The organism is Burkholderia sp. Ac-20353 (assembly GCF_017104785.1).
In the GTDB taxonomy this organism is placed as follows: Bacteria; Pseudomonadota; Gammaproteobacteria; order Burkholderiales; family Burkholderiaceae; genus Burkholderia.
Window position 1 is genome coordinate 1 of record NZ_JAAGPL010000172.1, and the last position, 18,680, is coordinate 18,680.

Here is an 18,680-nt window from a genome sequence, read left to right on the forward strand (position 1 = left end):
TGCTGCGCGACTTCTTCTTCAAGCGTACCTTCTTCAACCCACTACGGAATGGACATGTCGACGACTTCCGCCGAACCCCTGCAAGCGCCGGCTGACGCCGGCTCCCGCTACCTGCCGCTGCTGCTCGCGAATCTCGCGATGGTGGCCGGCACTTACGCATTCGTCGCGGTCGCCGGCCCGCTGGCGCGCCGCGCAGGCGGCGCTTGTCGATCTGCTGGCCGCGCGCTTCCGGATCGAACACGTGGTGTTGTCCGCGGTGCCGCCGATGGAGCGCTTTCCCGCGCTGCCGCAGCCGCTCAGGTGGTATCTCGGGCTGCGCGCGAAGCGGCTCAACGCGGCGCTCGCCGGGTGGGCCGCGACGCAGCCGCGCTGCACGTTCCTGCCGTGCGCGGTGCCGCTCGAGTCACACCTGATGGCGGCCGACGGCTTCCATCCGGGCCAGGCGGCCTGTACGGCCTGGGCCGCGCAGGCTGCCGTCGCACTGCGACGTCGGCTCGACGGCTGAGCCGGGGCCTGCGGGCGCCTCGCGTGCCCCGCGTGCCCCTCGTGCGATACGCGTGCAATCCACGTTCAATACGTGTGCAATACGCGCGCCGAAATGCGCAAATCTGCGCACCGGCGCCGTGCCAAAATAGCCGGTCGTCGGCGCCGCCCCGGCGCCCGTCCTTTCGTTTCCGTTGTTGCCAAGGAGTGCCATGTCGTCATTGCTCAAGATTGGTTTGATGGGTTTCGGATTTGCCGGCACGACGTTTCACGCGCCGGTGATCGCGGCGAGCGGCCGCACGCAGGTCGTCGCCATCGCCACCGGCCAGCCGGATCGTGCGCAGGCCGCGTATCCGGACGCTCGCGTCGTGGCCGATCTCGACACGCTGCTGAGGCTCGACGACATCGAGTGCGTGGTGATCGCCACGCCGAACGACACGCACTTCCCGCTCGCGCGCCAGGTGCTCGACGCGGGCCGCCATGTCGTCGTCGACAAGCCCGTGACGCTCACGTCCGACGAGGCGCTCGCGCTCGCGCGGCTCGCGAATGCGCGCAGCCGCGTGTTCGCGCCGTTCCACAACCGCCGCTGGGACGGCGATTTCCTCACCGTGCGCCGCGTGGTCGACTCCGGCGAGCTCGGCCGCATCACCTACGTCGAGTCGCACTTCGACCGCTTCCGGCCGCAACTGCGCACCCGCTGGCGCGAGGAAGCCGCGCGCGGCGGCGGCCTGCTGCTCGATCTCGGCCCGCACCTGATCGACCAGGCGCTCGCGCTGTTCGGTCTCCCGGAAACGGTGAACGCGACGGTCAAGGTCCGCCGCGACAACGGTTCGGCGCCCGATTTCGTGCATCTGCAGCTCGGCTACCCGGACAAGGACGTCGCGCTGCATGCGAGCGCACTGTCGGCGATCGAGCCGCCGCGCTTTACGCTGCACGGCACCCGCGGCAGCTACCAGAAGTTCGGGCTCGACACGCAGGAAGACCAGCTGAAGGCGGGCCTCACGCCCGACCACGTCGAATTCGGCGGCGGCAATCCGCCCGGCGTGCTGCGCGTGCTCGACGGCGACGTCGAGACCGAGCGGCCGGTGCCGACGCTCGACGGCCAGTACGCGGAGTTCTACCGCGCGCTCGCCGCGTCGATCCATGACGGCGCGCCGTTCCCGGTCACCCCGCAGGACGCGGTCGACGTGATGACGATCATCGAGCTCGCCGCGCAAAGCGAGCACGAAGGCCGCCGCCTGCCGTTCGTGCGCAAGACGATCTGAGCCGGCCTGCCCCGCTCGATGCCGTCAGAACAATCCGTTACAAATGGCGCGGGAACGAAAGTCAGCGATACCCGTGTCTGACGCGTTTTTCAAAAAAGTCGATCCGACACCAAACCGCAGGAGAATGTGATGCAACGGTTGATTCGCGCAGCAGTGTGCTGCGCCCTGGTTTCCTCGCTCGCGGCGTGTATCGTCGCGCCGCCGCAGCAAGCTCGTCCGGCGCCGCCGCGCCCCGCACCCGCGCCGCAAGTGAATCCGCAAGTCGTCGGCTACGAGCGCATGCAGCAGATCCAGGGCCGGATCGACAACCTGCACCGCCGGGTCGACGCGCGCGTCAACGGCGGCTACTACCCGCCGCCGTATGGCGCGCAGCTCCATCACCGCCTCGACGTGATCCGCCAGGAATCGAACGACATGGGCGCGCAGCACGGCGGCGGCCTGTCGGGCGACGAGCAGCGCGTGCTGAACCAGGAACTCGACACCGCGGCACGCGCGATCGGCGAGTGACACCGGCGCGAGCCGGGAAAACGGCGGCGGCGCGCAGCCGCCGCTTGTATTGCGCTTGTACCGAAGCGACATTGATTTGCCCAAATTGACAAGGCTTCCGGGCTCGCGTACAGTCGCCCGCACGCGTCGGGAGAGCGCGTGACGGCGTTGCAGCAACGCTGGTCGCGCCGCCGAAGGGGCACACCCGCAAACTCTCAGGCAAAAGGACCGGCCGCGTCGAAGCATCCCGCCTGCGCACGTCGCAGGCCGTGATCTTCGCACTCTGGAGAGCGGCAGTAGCCCGTTGCGCGAATGCAGCGCGGGCAGGCTGCCCACCGAAGGGGCGCGCGTTCGCAGGGCCTGGCCCGCGGCGCAATCTCTCAGGTATCGAGGACAGAGGGGCATATACATGACCGCCCGCAGGCTCATTGCCGCGGCGGTCGGCACATCGCCGTATTGTCCCGCGCGCAAGCGCCTTGCCTAAGGCCTCGATGACTGCACTCAAACATACCCCGCTCAACGCCGCACACCGTGCGCTCAACGCCCGCATGGTCGATTTCGGCGGCTGGGACATGCCCGTCAACTACGGCTCGCAAATCGAAGAACACCAGGCCGTGCGCACCGACGCCGGCATGTTCGACGTGTCGCACATGTGCGTCGTCGATTTCACCGGCAGCCGCGTGCGCGCGTTCTTCGAGCACGCGATCGCGAACAACGTCGGCAAGCTCAAGACGCCCGGCAAGGCACTCTACTCGTGCCTGCTCAATCCGCAGGGCGGCGTCATCGACGACCTGATCGTCTATTACTTCACCGAGGATTTCTTCCGTGTCGTCGTCAACGCCGGCACCGCGGAGAAGGACATCGCGTGGTTCAACCAGCTCAACGAACAGGACGGCTACGGCGTCACGATCACGCCGCGCCGCGATTTCGCGATCGTCGCGGTGCAGGGCCCGAATGCCCGTGAAAAAGCCTGGACGACGATTCCCTCCGCGCGCGCCGCGACGAGCGAGCTGAAGCCGTTCAATGCCGCGCAGGTCGCGGGCACGCCGTTCGGCGATCTGACCGTCGCACGCACCGGCTACACCGGCGAAGACGGTTTCGAAGTGATCGTCCCGGCCGCGCATGTCGAAGCGCTGTGGAACGCACTGCAGCAAAACGGCGTGCGCCCGTGCGGGCTCGGCGCGCGCGACACGCTGCGCCTCGAGGCCGGCATGAACCTGTACGGCCAGGACATGGACGACACCGTGTCGCCGCTCGACGCGGGCCTCGCGTGGACGGTCGACCTGGCGACGCCGCGCGCGTTCATCGGCCGCGACGTGCTCGAGCGCGACGGCTCGCGCGCCGCGTTCGTCGGCCTGATCCTGCAGAAGGAAAACGGCAAGGCGGGCGGCGTGCTGCGCGCACACCAGAAGGTCGTCACGCCGCACGGCGACGGCGAGATCACGAGCGGCACCTTCTCCCCGTCGATGCAGGAATCGATCGCGTTCGCGCGCGTGCCGGCGGCCGTGCAGATCGGCGACATCGTGCAAGTGCAGATTCGCGACAAGCAACTTCCGGCGCGCGTGGTAAAACTGCCGTTCGTGCGCAACGGCAAGGTCCTCGCTGCGTAACGTGCCTGGGGCCGGGCGGCATGGCGCCCGGCGAACCACACCCGGCGCACCGCCACGGTGCGCCAGAACGAAGAATCACACCCTTTCTATTCAGGAGCATCCGATGAGCAACGTCCCGGCCGATCTGAAGTACACCGACGAACATGAGTGGATCCGCGCCGAAGCCGACGGCACGGTGGCGATCGGCATCACCGATCACGCGCAGAGCACGCTCGGCGACATCGTCTTCCTCGAACTGCCGAAGGTCGGCTCGCAGGTGAAGGCAGGCGACGCCATCGGCGTCGTCGAATCGGTGAAAGCCGCGTCGGACATCTACTCGCCGGTGACCGGCGAAGTGGTCGCGATCAACACGGACGCGGCCGATGCGCCGGAAGACGTGAACGGCGACGCGTACGGCACGTGGCTGTTCAAGATCAAGCTCGCGGCCGGCGCATCGACCGACAGCCTGCTCGACGCAGCCGCTTACGAAAAGCTGGTCGGCTAAGCCAACCCTTTACAAATCGCGCGGCGCGCCGGCCCGGCAGCACGGGCCCAGCCCCGCGTGAGGCCCGAGTCAGTGTTGAAGCGCTGGCTCGGGTCGACCGCACAGCATGAGATCAGAGCAAGCGCTGAAGCGCTAACCCTGGTCGACCCAGGACCACCATGAAGCTCGAACACCCGGACCGCCTGATGAACCGCACGCCCCTCTCGCTCGCCGCGCTCGAAACGCACGACGCGTTCGCTGAACGCCATATCGGCCCCGACGCCGCCAGCCAGCAGGCGATGCTCGACACGCTCGGCTTCGCGTCGCGCGCCGCGCTGATCGACGCCGTGATTCCCGCATCGATCCGCCGCGCGGAAACGCTGCCGCTCGGCCCGTTCGCGCAACCGAAGAGCGAAGCCGAAGCGCTCGCCGCGCTGCGCGAGCTCGCGGACAAGAACCAGGTGTTCCGCTCGTACATCGGCCAGGGCTACTACGACTCGCACACCCCGGCAGTGATCCTGCGTAACGTGCTCGAAAACCCGGCGTGGTACACGGCCTATACGCCGTACCAGCCTGAAATTTCCCAGGGCCGCCTCGAGGCGCTCCTGAACTTCCAGCAGATGGTCGCCGACCTGACGGGCCTCGCGATCTCGAACGCGTCGCTGCTCGACGAGGCGACTGCCGCGGCCGAGGCGATGACGCTGCTGCAGCGCGTCGGCAAGCCGAAGACGAACATCTTCTACGTCGCCGACGACGTGCTGCCGCAGACGCTCGAAGTGATCCGCACCCGCGCGCTGCCGGTCGGCATCGAGGTCAAGACGGGCCCCGCCGCCGACGCCGCGCAGTCGAACGCGTTCGGCGTGCTGCTGCAATACCCGGGCGTGAACGGCGACGTGCGCGACTACCGCGCGCTCACCGAAGCGATCCACGCCGCCGGCGGCCACGTGGTCGTCGCGGCCGACATCCTCGCGCTGACCGTGCTGACGCCGCCCGGCGAATGGGGCGCGGACGTCGCGGTCGGCAACACGCAGCGCTTCGGCGTGCCGATGGGCTTCGGCGGCCCGCACGCCGCCTACATGGCCGTGCGCGACGAATTCAAGCGCCAGATGCCGGGCCGCCTCGTCGGCGTGACCGTCGACGCGCAGGGCAAGCCCGCGCTGCGCCTCGCGCTGCAAACACGCGAACAGCACATCCGCCGCGAGAAGGCGACGTCGAACGTGTGTACCGCGCAGGCGCTGCTCGCGATCATGGCGAGCATGTACGCGGTCTATCACGGCCCGCACGGCCTGAAGACGATCGCGCTGCGCGTGAACCGCATCGCGGCGCTCGTCGCGGCCGGCGTGAAGCAGCTCGGCTTCGCGACCGTCAACGACACGTTCTTCGACACGCTGACGATCGATACCGGCGCGCGCACCGCGCAAGTCCACGAATTTGCCCAAGCGAAGCGCATCAACCTGCGCCGCGTGAGCGCCACGCAGGTCGGCGTGTCGGTCGACGAGACGACGACCCGCGGCGACCTCGCCGCCCTGCTCGCTGTGTTCGCGCAGGCCGCCGGCGGCACCGCGCCGGATGTCGACGCACTGGACGCAGGCCTCGCCGGCGTCGCCGCGCTGCCGGCCGGCCTCGAACGGACGAGCGCGTACCTGACGCACCACGTGTTCAACCGCCACCATTCGGAAACGGAAATGCTGCGCTACCTGCGCAGCCTGTCGGACAAGGATCTCGCGCTCGACCGCTCGATGATCCCGCTCGGCTCGTGCACGATGAAGCTGAACGCGACGTCGGAAATGCTGCCCGTCACGTGGCCCGAATTCGGCCGGATCCACCCGTTCGCGCCGGCCGAGCAGACGGTCGGCTACCGCGAGATGATCGACCAGCTCGAGCAGATGCTCGTCGCGGCAACCGGCTACGCAGCCGTGTCGCTGCAGCCGAACGCGGGCTCGCAGGGCGAGTACGCGGGCCTCTTGATCATCCACGCATACCACGCATCGCGCGGCGAAAGCCACCGCGACGTGTGCCTGATCCCGGCATCCGCGCACGGCACGAACCCGGCATCGGCACACATGGCCGGCATGAAGGTCGTCGTCGTCGCGTGCGACGCGCAGGGCAACGTCGACATCGCCGACCTGAAGGCGAAGGCCGACGAGCATGCGAACGACCTCGCGGCGATCATGATCACGTATCCGTCGACGCACGGCGTGTTCGAGCAGAACGTGCGCGAGATCTGCGAGATCGTGCATGCGCACGGCGGCCAGGTGTATGTCGACGGCGCGAACATGAACGCGATGGTCGGCCTGACCGCGCCCGGCCAGTTCGGCGGCGACGTGTCCCACCTGAACCTGCACAAGACCTTCTGCATCCCGCACGGCGGCGGCGGCCCGGGCGTCGGCCCGGTCGCGGTCGGCGCGCACCTCGCGAAGTTCCTGCCGAACCAGCGCTCGACCGGCTACACGCGCGGCGAGGAAGGCATCGGCTCGGTGTCGGCCGCGCCGTACGGCTCGGCATCGATCCTGCCGATCTCGTGGATGTACATCGCGATGATGGGCGCGAAGAACCTGACCGCCGCGACGGAAACCGCGATCCTCAATGCGAACTACATCGCGAAGCGCCTCGCGCCGCACTACCCGGTGCTGTATTCGGGCCCGGGCGGGCTGGTCGCGCACGAGTGCATTCTCGACCTGCGTCCGATCAAGGATTCGAGCGGCATCAGCGTCGACGACGTCGCGAAGCGTCTGATGGACTACGGCTTCCACGCGCCGACGATGAGCTTCCCGGTGCCGGGCACGCTGATGGTCGAGCCGACCGAATCGGAATCGCAGGAAGAGCTCGACCGCTTCATCGCCGCGATGATCGCGATCCGCGACGAAATCCGCGCGGTCGAGGAAGGCCGCGCCGACCGCGAGGACAACCCGCTGCGTCACGCACCGCACACGGCGGCCGTGGTCACCGCGAACGAATGGCCGCACGCGTACTCGCGCGAGCAGGCTGCGTACCCGGTCGCATCGCTCGGCACGAACAAGTACTGGCCGCCCGTCGGCCGCGCGGACAACGCCTATGGCGACCGCAACCTGTTCTGCTCGTGCGTGCCGATGTCGGAATACGCGTAACGCAGGCCGAGCCGGAGCCGCCCGATGGTGCACCGCACCGCACGCAACCCGCGTTGCGTGCGGTTTTTGCATGCGTCGGGTGAACCGGCTCACGTTCGTCCGTCAATCCGGCTAACATCACACGCGATCCAGCCAATGAAGGAGTTCTGCATGGTGCGTACGATGTTTCCGGGACGCGAATCATGGCCCATGCGGCGGCGCACACGCGCCCGCGCGTTCGTGCCGACGCTCGTCGCGTCGCTGTCGATCGCCGCTGCCGGTCTCGGCACGGCGGGCACGGCGCGCGCCGCGATGAATTTTTGCGCGGCGCCCGCGCTGCAGTCGAGCGAGACGACCCAGGCCGAGCCGGGCATACAGGCGCTGATCCGTGGCGTCGACGCGCATCTCGGCGAGCAGCCGAAGGCGCTGCCGCGCGTGCACACCGAAGGCACGCTGCCGCACGAAGGCATCTACGACCAGAGCGTCGCCGCGATGAAGGACATGGACCTGATGCGCGACGCGGCGCTCGCGTGGCGCGTGACCAACGATCCGCGCTACCTGCAGTTCGTCGACCGCTTCCTGTCCGCGTGGGTCGTGACCTACCAGCCGGGCTTCAACCCGATCGACGAGACCCGTTTCGACAGCCTGATCCTGGCCTACGACATGACCGCGAGCGCGCTGCCGGTGAAGACCCGCAACGCCGCGTCGGCGTTCATCGCGAAGCTCGGCGCCGGCTACGTCGCGCAGATCGACGCGCAGAAGCGCCCGCTCGCGGGCACCTGGCGCAACAACTGGCAGAGCCACCGGATCAAGCTGATCGCGCTGTCCGCGTTCACGCTCGGCGATCGCAAGATGATGAACGCCGCGCAGCGCCTGTTCGTCGAGCATCTCGCCGACAACATCGCCGCGGACGGCACGACCTACGATTTCACGGAGCGCGATGCGCTGCACTACGCGGTGTACGACCTGCAGCCGCTCGTGACCGCCGCGCTCGCCGCGCGCCGCTTCAACCGCAACTGGCTGCGCGAAAAGGGCTCGAACGGTGCGACGCTCGCAGCCGCGCTCGACTGGCTCGCGCCGTATGCGCGCGGCGAGAAAACGCATGAGGAATTCGTGCATTCGCCGGTCGCGTTCGACGCGAAGCGGCGCGAAGCCGGCATTCCGGGCTACACGGGGCAGTGGGACCCGAAAAACGCCACCGAACTCTTTCATCTGGCCGCGCGGCTCGACGGGCGCTACGCCCGCGTCGCGCAGCAGCTTTCCCCGACGCCGCCCGCATGGCTAGCCGCGTGCTTGCCGCTGCAGGCGCGCTAGAATTTCTACAGTAAGGCAGGAATCAAAATGGCAGTCAGCGTGTTTGACCTCTTCAAGATCGGCATCGGCCCGTCCAGTTCGCACACGGTCGGCCCGATGCGCGCCGCGCTGATGTTCGTCCAGGGCCTCGAGCGCGACGGGCAGCTCGACGCGACCGCGAACGTGAAAGTCGAGCTGTATGGCTCGCTCGGCGCGACCGGCAAGGGCCACGGCACCGACCGCGGCGTGATGCTCGGCCTGCTTGGCGACGCACCCGACACCGTCGATCCCGAAACGATCGCCGCCCGCCTCGAAGCCGTGCGCACGTCGAAGACGCTCGCGCTGCTCGGCAAGCATCCGGTTCCGTTCGTCCTCAAGGAGCACATCGCGTTCTACCGCCAGGCACTGCCCGAGCATCCGAACGGGATGAAGCTGCGCGCGACCGACGCGAGCGGCGCGGTGCTGGTCGAGCGCACCTACCTGTCGGTCGGCGGCGGCTTCGTCGTGACGGCCGGCGCGCCGAACACGAAGGTGCTGAGCGCGGCCGAACAGATGACCCATCCGTTCACCAACGCGGCGGAACTGCTCGCGCTGACCGAAAAGACCGGCAAGTCGATCGCGCAGCTGATGTGGGAAAACGAGCGCGCGTGGCACACCGAGGAAGAGACGCGCGACGGCCTGCTGAAGATCTGGAGCGTGATGCAGTCGTGCGTGTCGCGCGGCTGCGGGATCGGCAACCCGGACGCCGACGGCAACCTGCCCGGCCCGTTCCAGGTCAAGCGCCGCGCGCCGCAGTTGTACCGCACGCTGACGGGCAGCCCGGAGCGCGCGCTGCAGGATCCGCTGTCGATGATCGACTGGATCAACCTGTACGCGATCGCGGTCAACGAGGAAAACGCGGCCGGCGGGCGCGTCGTCACCGCGCCGACCAACGGTGCAGCCGGCATCATCCCGGCCGTGCTGCATTACTACACGCGCTTCACGCCGGGCGCGAACGAACAGGGCGTGATCGACTTCCTGCTGACGGCCGCCGCAATCGGCATCCTGTACAAGCTCAACGCGTCGATCTCCGGCGCGGAAGTCGGCTGCCAGGGTGAAGTCGGGGTCGCGTGCTCGATGGCGGCGGGCGCGCTCGCCGCGGTGCTCGGCGGCACGCCGCGCCAGGTCGAGAACGCGGCCGAGATCGGCATGGAGCACAACCTCGGACTCACCTGCGACCCGGTCGGCGGGATGGTGCAGATCCCGTGCATCGAGCGCAACGCGATGGCATCGGTGAAGGCCGTCAACGCGGCGCGCATGGCGCTGCGCGGCGACGGCACGCACTACGTGTCGCTCGACTCGGTGATCAAGACGATGCGCGAAACCGGCGCGGACATGAAGACGAAGTACAAGGAAACGTCGCGCGGCGGGCTGGCGGTGAATATCGTCGAGTGCTGAGCGGAGCGCGTGACGGCCACTGCCGTCGAGCGTGCAGCACGCGGAGAATCTCGACGATGCGCTCCGCGTCGGGAATGGGCGGGCGCGGATCGTCGAGCGCTTGCTTTACCTGTTTGCGGACCCATCGATCGTAAGCGGCCGCCTCGTGTGCCGCCTTCAGCGCGGCCGAACGATCGGGCGTCGTGGCCCGGCCCGCAGCATCGGGATCGAACGCCGACGCATCCACGTATTAGACCCGGCCCCAATACAATACTTTTCACCGTCTGGAGAACAGGCGCCCGCTATCCTTCCGGCTAGTCGTGCAGCCAGTTCTCCAGTTTCACGCCCGGATAGCTCGCGAAATCACGCTCGTTGTTGGTCACAAGCGTGACGTCGAGCGAGACGGCATGCGCGGCAATCAGCTTGTCCAGTTGATCCTTCTTGCGCTCGCGCGTCGCCTCGCGGATCGGCCCATACGCCTGCGCGGCCGCCCCGTCGAACGGGGCAACGGGAATGTCCTCGATGAGCACAGCGAGATTGCGACGCTCCCGGGAAGGATTCGCGCACACGGTAACCCCGTATTCGAGTTCCGCGTAGGTGATCGCCGACATCACGACGTCCCCCGTATAGCACTGCGCGAAGCGCTTTGCGACCTGCTCCGGCTGATTCTTCATCAGATAGATGCACATATTGGTGTCGAGCATGTAACGCGACATCACAGGCCCTCGCGTTCAGCCTGCTCCTGATCGCCGCGTCCTTCGGCCATGAAGTCCGGCCCGAATTTCGCGAACTTCTCGAGGACGCCGGCCAGCGGTCGCCGCGCAGGTCGAATGCGAATTTCATCGCCAACCCGCTCGATCTCAAGTTCGATATCGCTGCGCTCGTAAGCAAGATCCGCAGGAATCCGCACGGCCTGCGAGTTGCCGTTCCGAAATACTCTGGTGGTATGCATATTCCTCTCCAACCACGGATGTACGATGGATGTACGATGGATGTACACTAGATCATATCCGGTGCAATGTAAATCCTTGTATGTACACTGCCCATCATCTGACGGATGCGCAACTCGGCCAGATGACGAGCACCGACAAGTGAGCAAATGCTTACATTCCTGTAACGCAATCCCGCTTGCACCACCGCGATCAGACTACGCGTTCCGACACTTTTCACCGCCCCCCGAACGGGCGTAATCTGTACGTCCCGCTACCCAGGGAGACGGCATCCCATGTCGCATTCCACGGATTTCGAGCAGCGCGGCGCGAACGGCGCACGCCTGCTCGTCGATGCGTTGCTCGCCAACCACGTCGAACGCGTGTTCTGCGTGCCGGGCGAGAGCTTTCTCGCCGTGCTCGATGCGCTCGCGGACGACACCGCGCGCATCCAGACAATCGTCTGCCGGCATGAGGCCGCCGCCGCGAACATGGCGGAGGCGGTCGGCAAGCTGACCGGCCGCCCCGGCGTCGCGTTCGTCACGCGCGGGCCCGGCGCGACGCACGCGTCGATCGGCGTACACACCGCATTCCAGGATTCGACGCCGATGATCCTGTTCATCGGCCAGTGCGCGCGTGAGCACCTCGACCGCGAAGCGTTCCAGGAAATCGACTACCGGCGGATGTTCGGCCAGATGGCAAAATGGGTCGCGCAGATCGACGACCCGCGCCGCCTGCCGGAATACCTGAGCCATGCGTTCCACGTTGCCACCTCCGGCCGGCCGGGCCCGGTCGTGCTCGCGCTGCCGGAAGACGTGCTGTCCGAGCCCTGCGCACCGCAGCCGGTCGCGCCGGCCGCGAAGCGGGTCGCGGCCGCGCCGTCGACCGCGCAGATCGATGAATTGCGCGAGCGGCTCTCCCGCGCGGAGCGGCCGGTCGTGATCGCCGGCGGCAGTGGCTGGACGACTGACGCGTGCGCAAACCTGCGCAGCTTCGTCGAGCGCTGGCAGTTGCCCATCGCGTGCGCGTTCCGCTATCAGGACACGTTCGACAATGCACACCCGAACTACGCGGGCGACGTCGGGCTCGGCATCAATCCCGCGCTCGCGAAGCGCATCCGCGAAGCCGACCTGCTGTTCGCGCTCGGCCCGCGCCTCGGCGAGGCGACGACCGGCGGCTACACGCTGCTCGATATCCCGAAGACTCGCCAGACGCTGATCCACGTCCACCAGGGCGCGGACGAACTCGGCCGCGTCTATGCGGCCGACTTGCCGATCGTGTCGGGGATGCCGGAAATCGCGACGCTGCTCGCCGCACTCGACCCGCCCGCCACGCCCGCTTGGGCCGGCAGCGCGGCGGACGCGCACCGCGCCTATCTCGACTGGCACGCGCCGCTGCCGATGCCCGGCGACGTCCAGCTCGGCGACGTGATGGTGCAGCTGCGCGAGCGGCTGCCGCACGACGCGATCCTGACCAACGGCGCCGGCAACTACGCGATCTGGCTGCACCGGCACTTCGCGTACCGGCATTTCCGCTCGCAGCTCGCGCCGACGAGCGGCGCGATGGGCTACGGGATTCCGGCCGCGCTCGCCGCGAAGTCGCTGTATCCGGCTCGGCCGGTCGTCGCGCTCGCCGGCGACGGCTGCTTCATGATGGCCGGTAACGAGCTCGCGACCGCGATGCAGTACGGGCTGAACATCGTCGTGATCGTCGTCAACAACGGGCAATTCGGCACGATCCGCATGCATCAGGAGCGCAACTACCCGGGACGCGTGCACGGCACGGCGCTCACGAACCCCGATTTCGCCGCGTATGCGCGCGCGTTCGGCGCGCATGGCGAGACGGTCGAGCGCACCGCCGATTTCGCGCCCGCGCTCGACCGCGCGCTGACTTGCGGATTGCCCGCGCTGATCGAGATCCGCGTGCCGCAGGACGCCAGCACGCCGGCGGCGACGCTCGCGCAGATCCAGGAGCAAGGGCGCCGCGCACGCGGCGAATGACGATGGACACCCGCGCCGCTCCGGCCGGCGCCGCGCTAACGCACGACGACGCACTCACCTGGCCCGGCACGCTGCTCGCGCCGGACGGCACGCTCGTCGCGCCTTATGACGTCGAAGATGACGTCGAGCGACATGAAGGCGGCGCGGTCGGCCTGGTGCCGGCTGCGCCCGCGCTCGGCCTGCTGCATGCGGCGACCCGACCGTTCCGGTTCGACTACGACGGCCGGATGCACGTGCACGTGATCAACGGGATGGGGGTCGCGCTCGGCGATTCGGTGATCGGCCTGACCGCGCTCGCTGCACTGCGCGACGCCCATCCGGGCCTGCGCTTCACGCTGTATCGCCCTGCCCGCACGCCGCGTTACGTCGAAACGCTGTATGCGCTCGCCGCCAACGTCATCGCGCCGTCGCGCACGCTGCCGTGGCGGGCCGAAGCGCTGCCCGCCGACGCGCGATGCATCGACCTCGGCAATCACCTGTACTGGCCCGCCTTCGCGCGGCTGCCGATGATCGACTTCTTCATCGACGCGCTCGGCGCGGATCCCGCGGCGCTCCCCGCGTCCGCGAAGCGCAACCGCTGGCTTGCGCGGCTGCCGCTGCCCGCGCTGCCGGCCGAATGGCAGCGGCCGTACGTGCTGTTTTGCCCAAGCGCGAGCACCGCGGTGCGCAGCGTGCCGCCCGCGCTGCGCGCCGGGTTCGTCGACAGGCTCGCGCGGCGCTACCGGCTGCCCGTCGTCGGCTTCGAGCCGGTCGCGCACCCCGCTTATGTCGATGTCAGCCGCCACGCGCGCGATACCGCGGCATTCGTCGCCTGGATCAAGGGGGCGAGCCTGCTGTTCTCGTCGGACACGGCCGCGCCGCATCTCGCCGACGGCTTCGACGTGCCGACGCTCGCGTGCTTCACGACGATCGCGCCGGAATTGCGGGTGCGCGACTATCCGCATTGCGTCCCGGTCGCGCTCGACGTGCCGGAAGCGTTGCGCGGATTGCATCGCAGCGAAGCGCCGGACCATCTGGCGGCGGTCGACGCCGCGTATCGGGCTGTCGATTGGGATGCGGTGGGCTGGCCGGCCATTTAACCCACAATTCGCCCCGCAATTTGACCTGCAGCGGCCCGGACGCGATTACCCGACCGCGACCATCGTCACGCTGTCGCGCAGCGTCTCCGACGGCCGCTTGCCGAACATCCGCCGGTAGTCGGTCGCGAACTGACTCAGGTGCCAGAAACCCCACGCCTCGGCGACGTCCTGCACCGACTCGACCGCGCGGCCGCACAGGTCACGCCGCGCGCCGTTCAGCCGCAGCGTGCGCAGATAGGTCGCGGGCGCCATCCCGAGCACGTCCTGGAAGCAGTACTGCAGCGTACGGCGACTCACATGCAGCTGTTCGCACAGCTCGGGCACGCCGACCGGGCGCGTGCGATGCGCGAGCACGTACTCGCGCGCCTGCTCGACGATCCAGCGTCGCTTCGCGAGCGACGCACCGGACGCGCCGTCGGCGGGCAGCGCGCACACGTCGAACAGCGCGGCGAGCACGTCGGCCTGCAGGTCGTTGCGCTGCGGGTCGGACAGCGGCGCCGTGGCGGCGGCCGCGTCGTCGAGACGGCGCCCGAGCAACGCGCACAGGTGCGTGAGCCGCGCCTCGCCGACCTGCATCACGGTCTGCATCGGCAGGCGCTCGTCGAGCCCGCAATGCTCGACCTGCTCCGCATAGCGGCGCAGCACGTCGCCGCGCACGACGACGCCGTAGATCGAGAACTGTGCGGGTGTCAGCAGTTCGAATTCGACATTGCCGGGCCGGAACGCGAGCGCGCCGGCCTCGATCCGGCATGCGTCGACGCGCGCCGCGCCGTCGCGCACGAGCGGGATGCCGAACCAGTACGCATCGCCGCGCACCTCGCATGCCTGGCGCAGCAGGTGACTCGTCGATTCGCGGAACAGCTTCATCGTGTCGAGCGGCAACTCGGTCAGCGTGCCGACGAAGCGGCCCGCCGCGAGCTGGTCGTAGGTCTGCCGCCAGCCGATCAGGTTGCGCGCCTGCTCGTCGGCGTCATGCGCGACGCTGACGACGGCCTGCCCGGCCGATGCGTCGTCGCCGTGCGCGTTGCGGCACGTGTCCTCGGCCGTCGGTTCGCCGGTGCAATCCACTCGTTCGCTCATCCGTTTCTCCTTCAACCCGCGCGGAACTGCGTCGATCACGCAAATCCCGTGCCGAATCGCGAGCCTTGCGCGTGCGATCCGGCGCAAAGCCCGTCATTCAACGACGATGCGCATGGTCGCGCAATGCGTGCCGATCGGGATGGCGCACCGCCTGCACCCGGCTGGTGCGGCCTCCGCAGGTACCGCACGTCAGGTGTGCCGCAACCGCACGACGCGCGTGCCGCAATTGCCGTATGCCTGCGCGACCGTCAGCTCGACGATCGGCGAGCCCGCCGGCCACGGCGCCGCGTCGCCGTCCGACAGATCGCTGCGCACGACCGCCCGGCCATTGATCCGGTACCGGATCCCGCGCAGGAAATCGACGAACAGCAGCCCGACCCCGTTGCCATCGCATCGCGCCGCGTCGATCCGCGCGTCCGGCCCGGCCGCGCGCGGCAACGCGAACCGCAGCGTCTTCGTGTCGAGCACCCTGACGACCGGCAGCCATTCGCCGTTCGCGTCGCGCATCGACTGCACGATGTCGCAGGTCACGCTCGCGTGGCCGCCGCATCCGGTGCCGACGAACATGAAAGGCTGCGTCTCGATGAATTGCCGCACGCCGATGCTCACCCGCGTCGTGACGACGTCGCTCATGCGCTCGGCTTCGTCCGCGACGCCGAAGCGGCGATGTGCGTCGAGCTCTCCGTCGTGAAAGACCGGATACCGGGAAGTTGGTCGAGTCGGTTCCGCCATGTCGGCTCCTCGCGAGTCGGGTCAGCGCAGGCTGCCACGCCGCCTGCCGGCGACATCGCACCCGCCAGCGCCAGCGGATGTCGCACGTGCTGCGGCCCCAAAACGACGGCGCCGGACCGCCGAAGCGGTGTTGCCGTCGGCACCGGCACCGGTGAAACAGCCACCGGTGCCCGACCGACCGACAACCCGCGCCCCCGCGGTCCGGCCCGTGCTGCAACGCAAGCGTCGATCAGAAGAACCCGAGCGCCTCGGCCTGGTAGCTGACGAGCAGGCACTTGGTCTGCTGATAGTTCGACAGCGCCATCTTGTGCGTCTCGCGACCGATGCCCGACTGCTTGTACCCGCCGAATGCCGCGTGCGCGGGATACAGGTGGTAGCAGTTCGTCCACACGCGGCCGGCCTCGATCTCGCGGCCCATCCGGTACGCGCGCGTGCCATTGCGCGTCCACACGCCCGCGCCGAGGCCGAAGAACGTGTCGTTCGCAAGTTCGATCGCTTCCTGCTCGTCCTTGAACGTCATCACCGACGCAACCGGTCCGAAGATCTCTTCCTGGAACACGCGCATCTTGTTGTTGCCGAGCAGCATCGTCGGCTTCACATAGAAGCCGGCGCCGAGATCGGCAGCCGGCGCCGTGCGCTCGCCGCCCGTCAGGCATTGCGCGCCTTCGCCGCGGCCGATGTCGATGTACGACAGGATCTTGTCGAGCTGCTGTTTCGACGCCTGCGCGCCGATCATCGTCTGCGGGTCGAGCGGGTGGCCGGCCTTGATGCGTTCGACGCGCGCGACGGCCTTCTCGATGAAGCGCTCGTAGATCGACTCCTGGATCAGCACGCGCGACGGGCACGTGCAGACTTCGCCCTGGTTCAGCGCGAACATCGCGAGCCCTTCGAGCGTCTTGTCGAGGAACGCGTCGTCCTGGTCCAGCACGTCGGCGAAGAAGATGTTCGGGCTCTTGCCGCCCAGCTCGACCGTCGACGGGATCAGGTTCTCCGCAGCCGCTTGCAGGATGTGCTTGCCGACCGGCGTCGAGCCCGTGAACGCGATCTTCGCGATGCGCTTGCTGGTCGCGAGCGCTTCGCCGGCTTCCTTGCCGAAGCCGTTCACGATGTTGATCACGCCCGGCGGGAACAGGTCGCCGATCAGCTCCATCAGCACGAGCACCGACGCGGGCGTCTGCTCGGCCGGCTTCATCACGATGCAGCAACCGGCCGCGAGCGCCGGCGCGAGCTTCCATGCGGCCATCAGCAGCGGGAAGTTCCACGGGATGATCTGGCCGACGACGCCGAGCGGCTCGTGGAAGTGGTAGGCGACCGTGTTGTCGTCGATTTCGGAGATGCCGCCTTCCTGCGCGCGGATGCAGCCCGCGAAATAACGGAAGTGATCGACCGCGAGCGGCAGGTCGGCGGCCATCGTCTCGCGCAGCGGCTTGCCGTTGTCGATCGTTTCCGCGACGGCGAGCAGCTTCAGGTTCTTTTCCATCCGGTCGGCCGCGGCGAGCAGCAGATTCGCGCGCTCGGTCACGGACGCCTTGCCCCACTTGCGGCGCGCGGCGTGCGCGGCATCGAGCGCGACCTCGATGTCGTCGGCGCTCGAGCGCGGCACGCGGCAGAACGGCTGGCCGTTGATCGGCGACACGTTCTCGAAATACTCGCCCTTGACCGGAGGCACCCACTTGCCGCCGATGTAGTTGTCGTACTGCTGACGGTACGGATATTCGACGTCGAGGCCCAGTTGTTTCAGGTCAAACGGGTTCATCTGATGTCTCCTGTTCATCATGCTTGTCGGAATGCAGCGCCGGTTGGTTGCGCGTGATGCTTTACGCAACATGCATGCCAAAGCGAGCCGATGCGGCCGGCACGGCCGCGTGCAGTGGCGTGCGTGGCTGCGGAACAGGTGACTGCGCCAGATTTGAACACCGGAATTGCGCCGCCACGTAGCGGGTCGTTCGAAATTTTCACAGCGAAGGTGGCTGCGCAGATGCGCGGCACTTGGCACTTGGCACTTGGCACTTGGCACTTGGCACCCGATTGTGCGGCGCGGGCCGTGGCATGTCGCTTGCGTGTCCGGAGGACTCGCTACCCTTCGCCACCCTTCACACCGAGCCTGTCCATGCACCCTCACGGCCCGCTGTCCGCCGACGCCATCGCGTTCATCCGCGAGCAGGCGTTCCTGATCGTCGCGACCGCGAATGCGGCCGGCGACAGCGATTGCTCGTACCGCGGGCGGCAACCGCGCAGCGACAGCACGTTCGAGCCGCTCGTCGACGTGCCCGACCCCGGCACGCTCGTGCTGCCCGATTTCGCGGGCAACAACCTGTTCAACACGATCGGCAACCTGCTCGTGAATCCGGGCATCGCGCTGCTGTTCGTCGACTTCCCGCGCAAAACGACGTGGCTCGTGCAGGGTCATGCGACTGTCGACGAGGACGCGCGCCGCTGGGCGCACATCTGGCCGGCCGCGCAACGCTATGTCGTCGTCGCGGTCGACGGCGCGCATCAACGGGCAGACGACGCGCTTCCGCTCCTCGTTTCCGCTTAGGCTACGTTCGCCCGGTTCTCCCGCCGGCCGCCGAGAAACACGAACACGACTGCCGCGCACAGCAGCGTGACGACGGCCAGCGCGGTCAGCAGATGGTCGAACGCATGCGTGTAGCTCGCGAGCAGCACCCCGCGCGCGGCTGCCGGCAACGCGGCCTGCGCGCCCCCCAGATCGCCCGTCGCGAGCTGCGCGGCCGCCCGAGTCAGCGCGTCGGGCGCG

Annotated in this window: 15 protein-coding genes, 3 pseudogenes and 2 riboswitches; of the genes and pseudogenes, 11 read left to right on the forward strand and 7 right to left on the reverse strand. The window is 68.2% G+C overall.

Annotation, left to right across the window (positions count from 1 at the left end; genetic code table 11):
* Positions 1-172: 172 nt before the first annotated feature.
* The 8 genes and pseudogenes from G3N94_RS31685 to G3N94_RS31720 form a co-directional block, all read left to right on the forward strand.
* Positions 173-505, forward strand: a pseudogene (locus G3N94_RS31685) (SGNH/GDSL hydrolase family protein); the annotation flags it as partial.
* A gap of 190 nt (positions 506-695) precedes the next feature.
* Positions 696-1,748: an oxidoreductase gene (locus G3N94_RS31690; protein ID WP_205797318.1), complete on the forward strand. Its 1,053-nt coding sequence runs from the start codon at positions 696-698 to the stop codon at positions 1,746-1,748.
* A gap of 129 nt (positions 1,749-1,877) precedes the next feature.
* Positions 1,878-2,255, forward strand: coding sequence for a hypothetical protein (locus G3N94_RS31695; protein ID WP_205797321.1), 378 nt, complete (start codon positions 1,878-1,880; stop codon positions 2,253-2,255).
* A 117-nt stretch (positions 2,256-2,372) separates the two neighbouring features.
* Positions 2,373-2,476: riboswitch (glycine riboswitch) on the forward strand.
* 31 nt (positions 2,477-2,507) lie between these two features.
* Positions 2,508-2,641: riboswitch (glycine riboswitch) on the forward strand.
* Between the two features lie 84 nt (positions 2,642-2,725).
* The gene (gene gcvT, locus G3N94_RS31700) at positions 2,726-3,844 is read left to right on the forward strand and encodes a glycine cleavage system aminomethyltransferase GcvT (RefSeq protein WP_205797323.1); all 1,119 of its coding nucleotides are present in this window, start codon (positions 2,726-2,728) and stop codon (positions 3,842-3,844) included.
* Between the two features lie 103 nt (positions 3,845-3,947).
* Positions 3,948-4,328, forward strand: coding sequence for a glycine cleavage system protein GcvH (gene gcvH / locus G3N94_RS31705; protein ID WP_205797326.1), 381 nt, complete (start codon positions 3,948-3,950; stop codon positions 4,326-4,328).
* Positions 4,329-4,486: 158 nt separating this feature from the next.
* The gene (gene gcvP / locus G3N94_RS31710; protein WP_205797329.1) at positions 4,487-7,414 is read left to right on the forward strand and encodes an aminomethyl-transferring glycine dehydrogenase; all 2,928 of its coding nucleotides are present in this window, start codon (positions 4,487-4,489) and stop codon (positions 7,412-7,414) included.
* 150 nt (positions 7,415-7,564) lie between these two features.
* Entirely contained in the window at positions 7,565-8,707 is a 1,143-nt protein-coding gene (locus G3N94_RS31715) for an alginate lyase family protein (protein ID WP_205797332.1), read from the forward strand.
* 27 nt (positions 8,708-8,734) lie between these two features.
* Positions 8,735-10,123, forward strand: coding sequence for an L-serine ammonia-lyase (locus G3N94_RS31720; RefSeq protein ID WP_205797335.1), 1,389 nt, complete (start codon positions 8,735-8,737; stop codon positions 10,121-10,123).
* 61 nt (positions 10,124-10,184) lie between these two features.
* Here G3N94_RS31720 and G3N94_RS43300 read toward each other — a convergent pair.
* The 3 genes and pseudogenes from G3N94_RS43300 to vapB all read right to left on the reverse strand — a co-directional run.
* Positions 10,185-10,349 (reverse strand): annotated as a pseudogene (locus G3N94_RS43300) (hypothetical protein); the annotation flags it as partial.
* A 67-nt stretch (positions 10,350-10,416) separates the two neighbouring features.
* The gene (locus tag G3N94_RS31725) at positions 10,417-10,818 is read right to left on the reverse strand and encodes a type II toxin-antitoxin system VapC family toxin (RefSeq protein WP_205797337.1); all 402 of its coding nucleotides are present in this window, start codon (positions 10,816-10,818) and stop codon (positions 10,417-10,419) included.
* Positions 10,818-11,054, reverse strand: coding sequence for a type II toxin-antitoxin system VapB family antitoxin (gene vapB, locus G3N94_RS31730; RefSeq protein ID WP_205797354.1), 237 nt, complete (start codon positions 11,052-11,054; stop codon positions 10,818-10,820). The genes G3N94_RS31725 and vapB overlap by 1 nt, the downstream gene beginning before the upstream one ends.
* A gap of 273 nt (positions 11,055-11,327) precedes the next feature.
* On the opposite strand from vapB, the gene G3N94_RS31735 reads away from it, so the two are divergent.
* Complete coding sequence (locus G3N94_RS31735) at positions 11,328-13,031, forward strand: thiamine pyrophosphate-binding protein (RefSeq protein ID WP_205797339.1); 1,704 nt, start codon at positions 11,328-11,330, stop codon at positions 13,029-13,031.
* The gene (locus G3N94_RS31740; protein WP_205797342.1) at positions 13,028-14,110 is read left to right on the forward strand and encodes an ADP-heptose--LPS heptosyltransferase; all 1,083 of its coding nucleotides are present in this window, start codon (positions 13,028-13,030) and stop codon (positions 14,108-14,110) included. Before G3N94_RS31735 ends, G3N94_RS31740 begins: the two co-directional genes overlap by 4 nt.
* 45 nt (positions 14,111-14,155) lie before the next feature.
* Here G3N94_RS31740 and G3N94_RS31745 read toward each other — a convergent pair whose 3' ends face one another.
* The 3 genes from G3N94_RS31745 to G3N94_RS31755 all read right to left on the reverse strand — a co-directional run bounded on the left by G3N94_RS31745 (position 14,156) and on the right by G3N94_RS31755 (position 17,678).
* On the reverse strand, positions 14,156-15,190 hold the full coding sequence (locus G3N94_RS31745; RefSeq protein ID WP_205797345.1) for a helix-turn-helix domain-containing protein: 1,035 nt from the start codon (positions 15,188-15,190) through the stop codon (positions 14,156-14,158).
* Between the two features lie 189 nt (positions 15,191-15,379).
* Complete coding sequence (locus G3N94_RS31750) at positions 15,380-15,922, reverse strand: hypothetical protein (RefSeq protein ID WP_205797348.1); 543 nt, start codon at positions 15,920-15,922, stop codon at positions 15,380-15,382.
* Positions 15,923-16,151: 229 nt separating this feature from the next.
* Positions 16,152-17,678 carry an aldehyde dehydrogenase family protein gene (locus tag G3N94_RS31755; protein WP_205797350.1) on the reverse strand — a complete coding sequence of 509 codons (1,527 nt, stop codon included), beginning with the start codon at positions 17,676-17,678 and terminating at the stop codon, positions 16,152-16,154.
* Between the two features lie 354 nt (positions 17,679-18,032).
* Here G3N94_RS31755 and G3N94_RS31760 point away from each other — a divergent pair, with 354 nt between their 5' ends.
* On the forward strand, positions 18,033-18,461 hold the full coding sequence (locus G3N94_RS31760; protein ID WP_205797352.1) for a pyridoxamine 5'-phosphate oxidase family protein: 429 nt from the start codon (positions 18,033-18,035) through the stop codon (positions 18,459-18,461).
* Here the strand turns inward: G3N94_RS31760 and G3N94_RS31765 are convergent.
* Positions 18,458-18,680: pseudogene (locus G3N94_RS31765) on the reverse strand (MFS transporter); the annotation flags it as partial. The gene G3N94_RS31760 and the pseudogene G3N94_RS31765 sit on opposite strands and share 4 nt — an antisense overlap.

Coding starts and splice junctions, on each gene's coding strand:
- G3N94_RS31690 (WP_205797318.1), top strand. CDS start 696: ATGTCGTCATTGCTCAAGATTGGTTTGATGGGTTTCGGATTTGCCGGC.
- G3N94_RS31695 (WP_205797321.1), top strand. CDS start 1,878: ATGCAACGGTTGATTCGCGCAGCAGTGTGCTGCGCCCTGGTTTCCTCG.
- gcvT (WP_205797323.1), top strand. CDS start 2,726: ATGACTGCACTCAAACATACCCCGCTCAACGCCGCACACCGTGCGCTC.
- gcvH (WP_205797326.1), top strand. CDS start 3,948: ATGAGCAACGTCCCGGCCGATCTGAAGTACACCGACGAACATGAGTGG.
- gcvP (WP_205797329.1), top strand. CDS start 4,487: ATGAAGCTCGAACACCCGGACCGCCTGATGAACCGCACGCCCCTCTCG.
- G3N94_RS31715 (WP_205797332.1), top strand. CDS start 7,565: ATGGTGCGTACGATGTTTCCGGGACGCGAATCATGGCCCATGCGGCGG.
- G3N94_RS31720 (WP_205797335.1), top strand. CDS start 8,735: ATGGCAGTCAGCGTGTTTGACCTCTTCAAGATCGGCATCGGCCCGTCC.
- G3N94_RS31725 (WP_205797337.1), bottom strand. CDS start 10,818: ATGTCGCGTTACATGCTCGACACCAATATGTGCATCTATCTGATGAAG.
- vapB (WP_205797354.1), bottom strand. CDS start 11,054: ATGCATACCACCAGAGTATTTCGGAACGGCAACTCGCAGGCCGTGCGG.
- G3N94_RS31735 (WP_205797339.1), top strand. CDS start 11,328: ATGTCGCATTCCACGGATTTCGAGCAGCGCGGCGCGAACGGCGCACGC.
- G3N94_RS31740 (WP_205797342.1), top strand. CDS start 13,028: ATGACGATGGACACCCGCGCCGCTCCGGCCGGCGCCGCGCTAACGCAC.
- G3N94_RS31745 (WP_205797345.1), bottom strand. CDS start 15,190: ATGAGCGAACGAGTGGATTGCACCGGCGAACCGACGGCCGAGGACACG.
- G3N94_RS31750 (WP_205797348.1), bottom strand. CDS start 15,922: ATGGCGGAACCGACTCGACCAACTTCCCGGTATCCGGTCTTTCACGAC.
- G3N94_RS31755 (WP_205797350.1), bottom strand. CDS start 17,678: ATGAACCCGTTTGACCTGAAACAACTGGGCCTCGACGTCGAATATCCG.
- G3N94_RS31760 (WP_205797352.1), top strand. CDS start 18,033: ATGCACCCTCACGGCCCGCTGTCCGCCGACGCCATCGCGTTCATCCGC.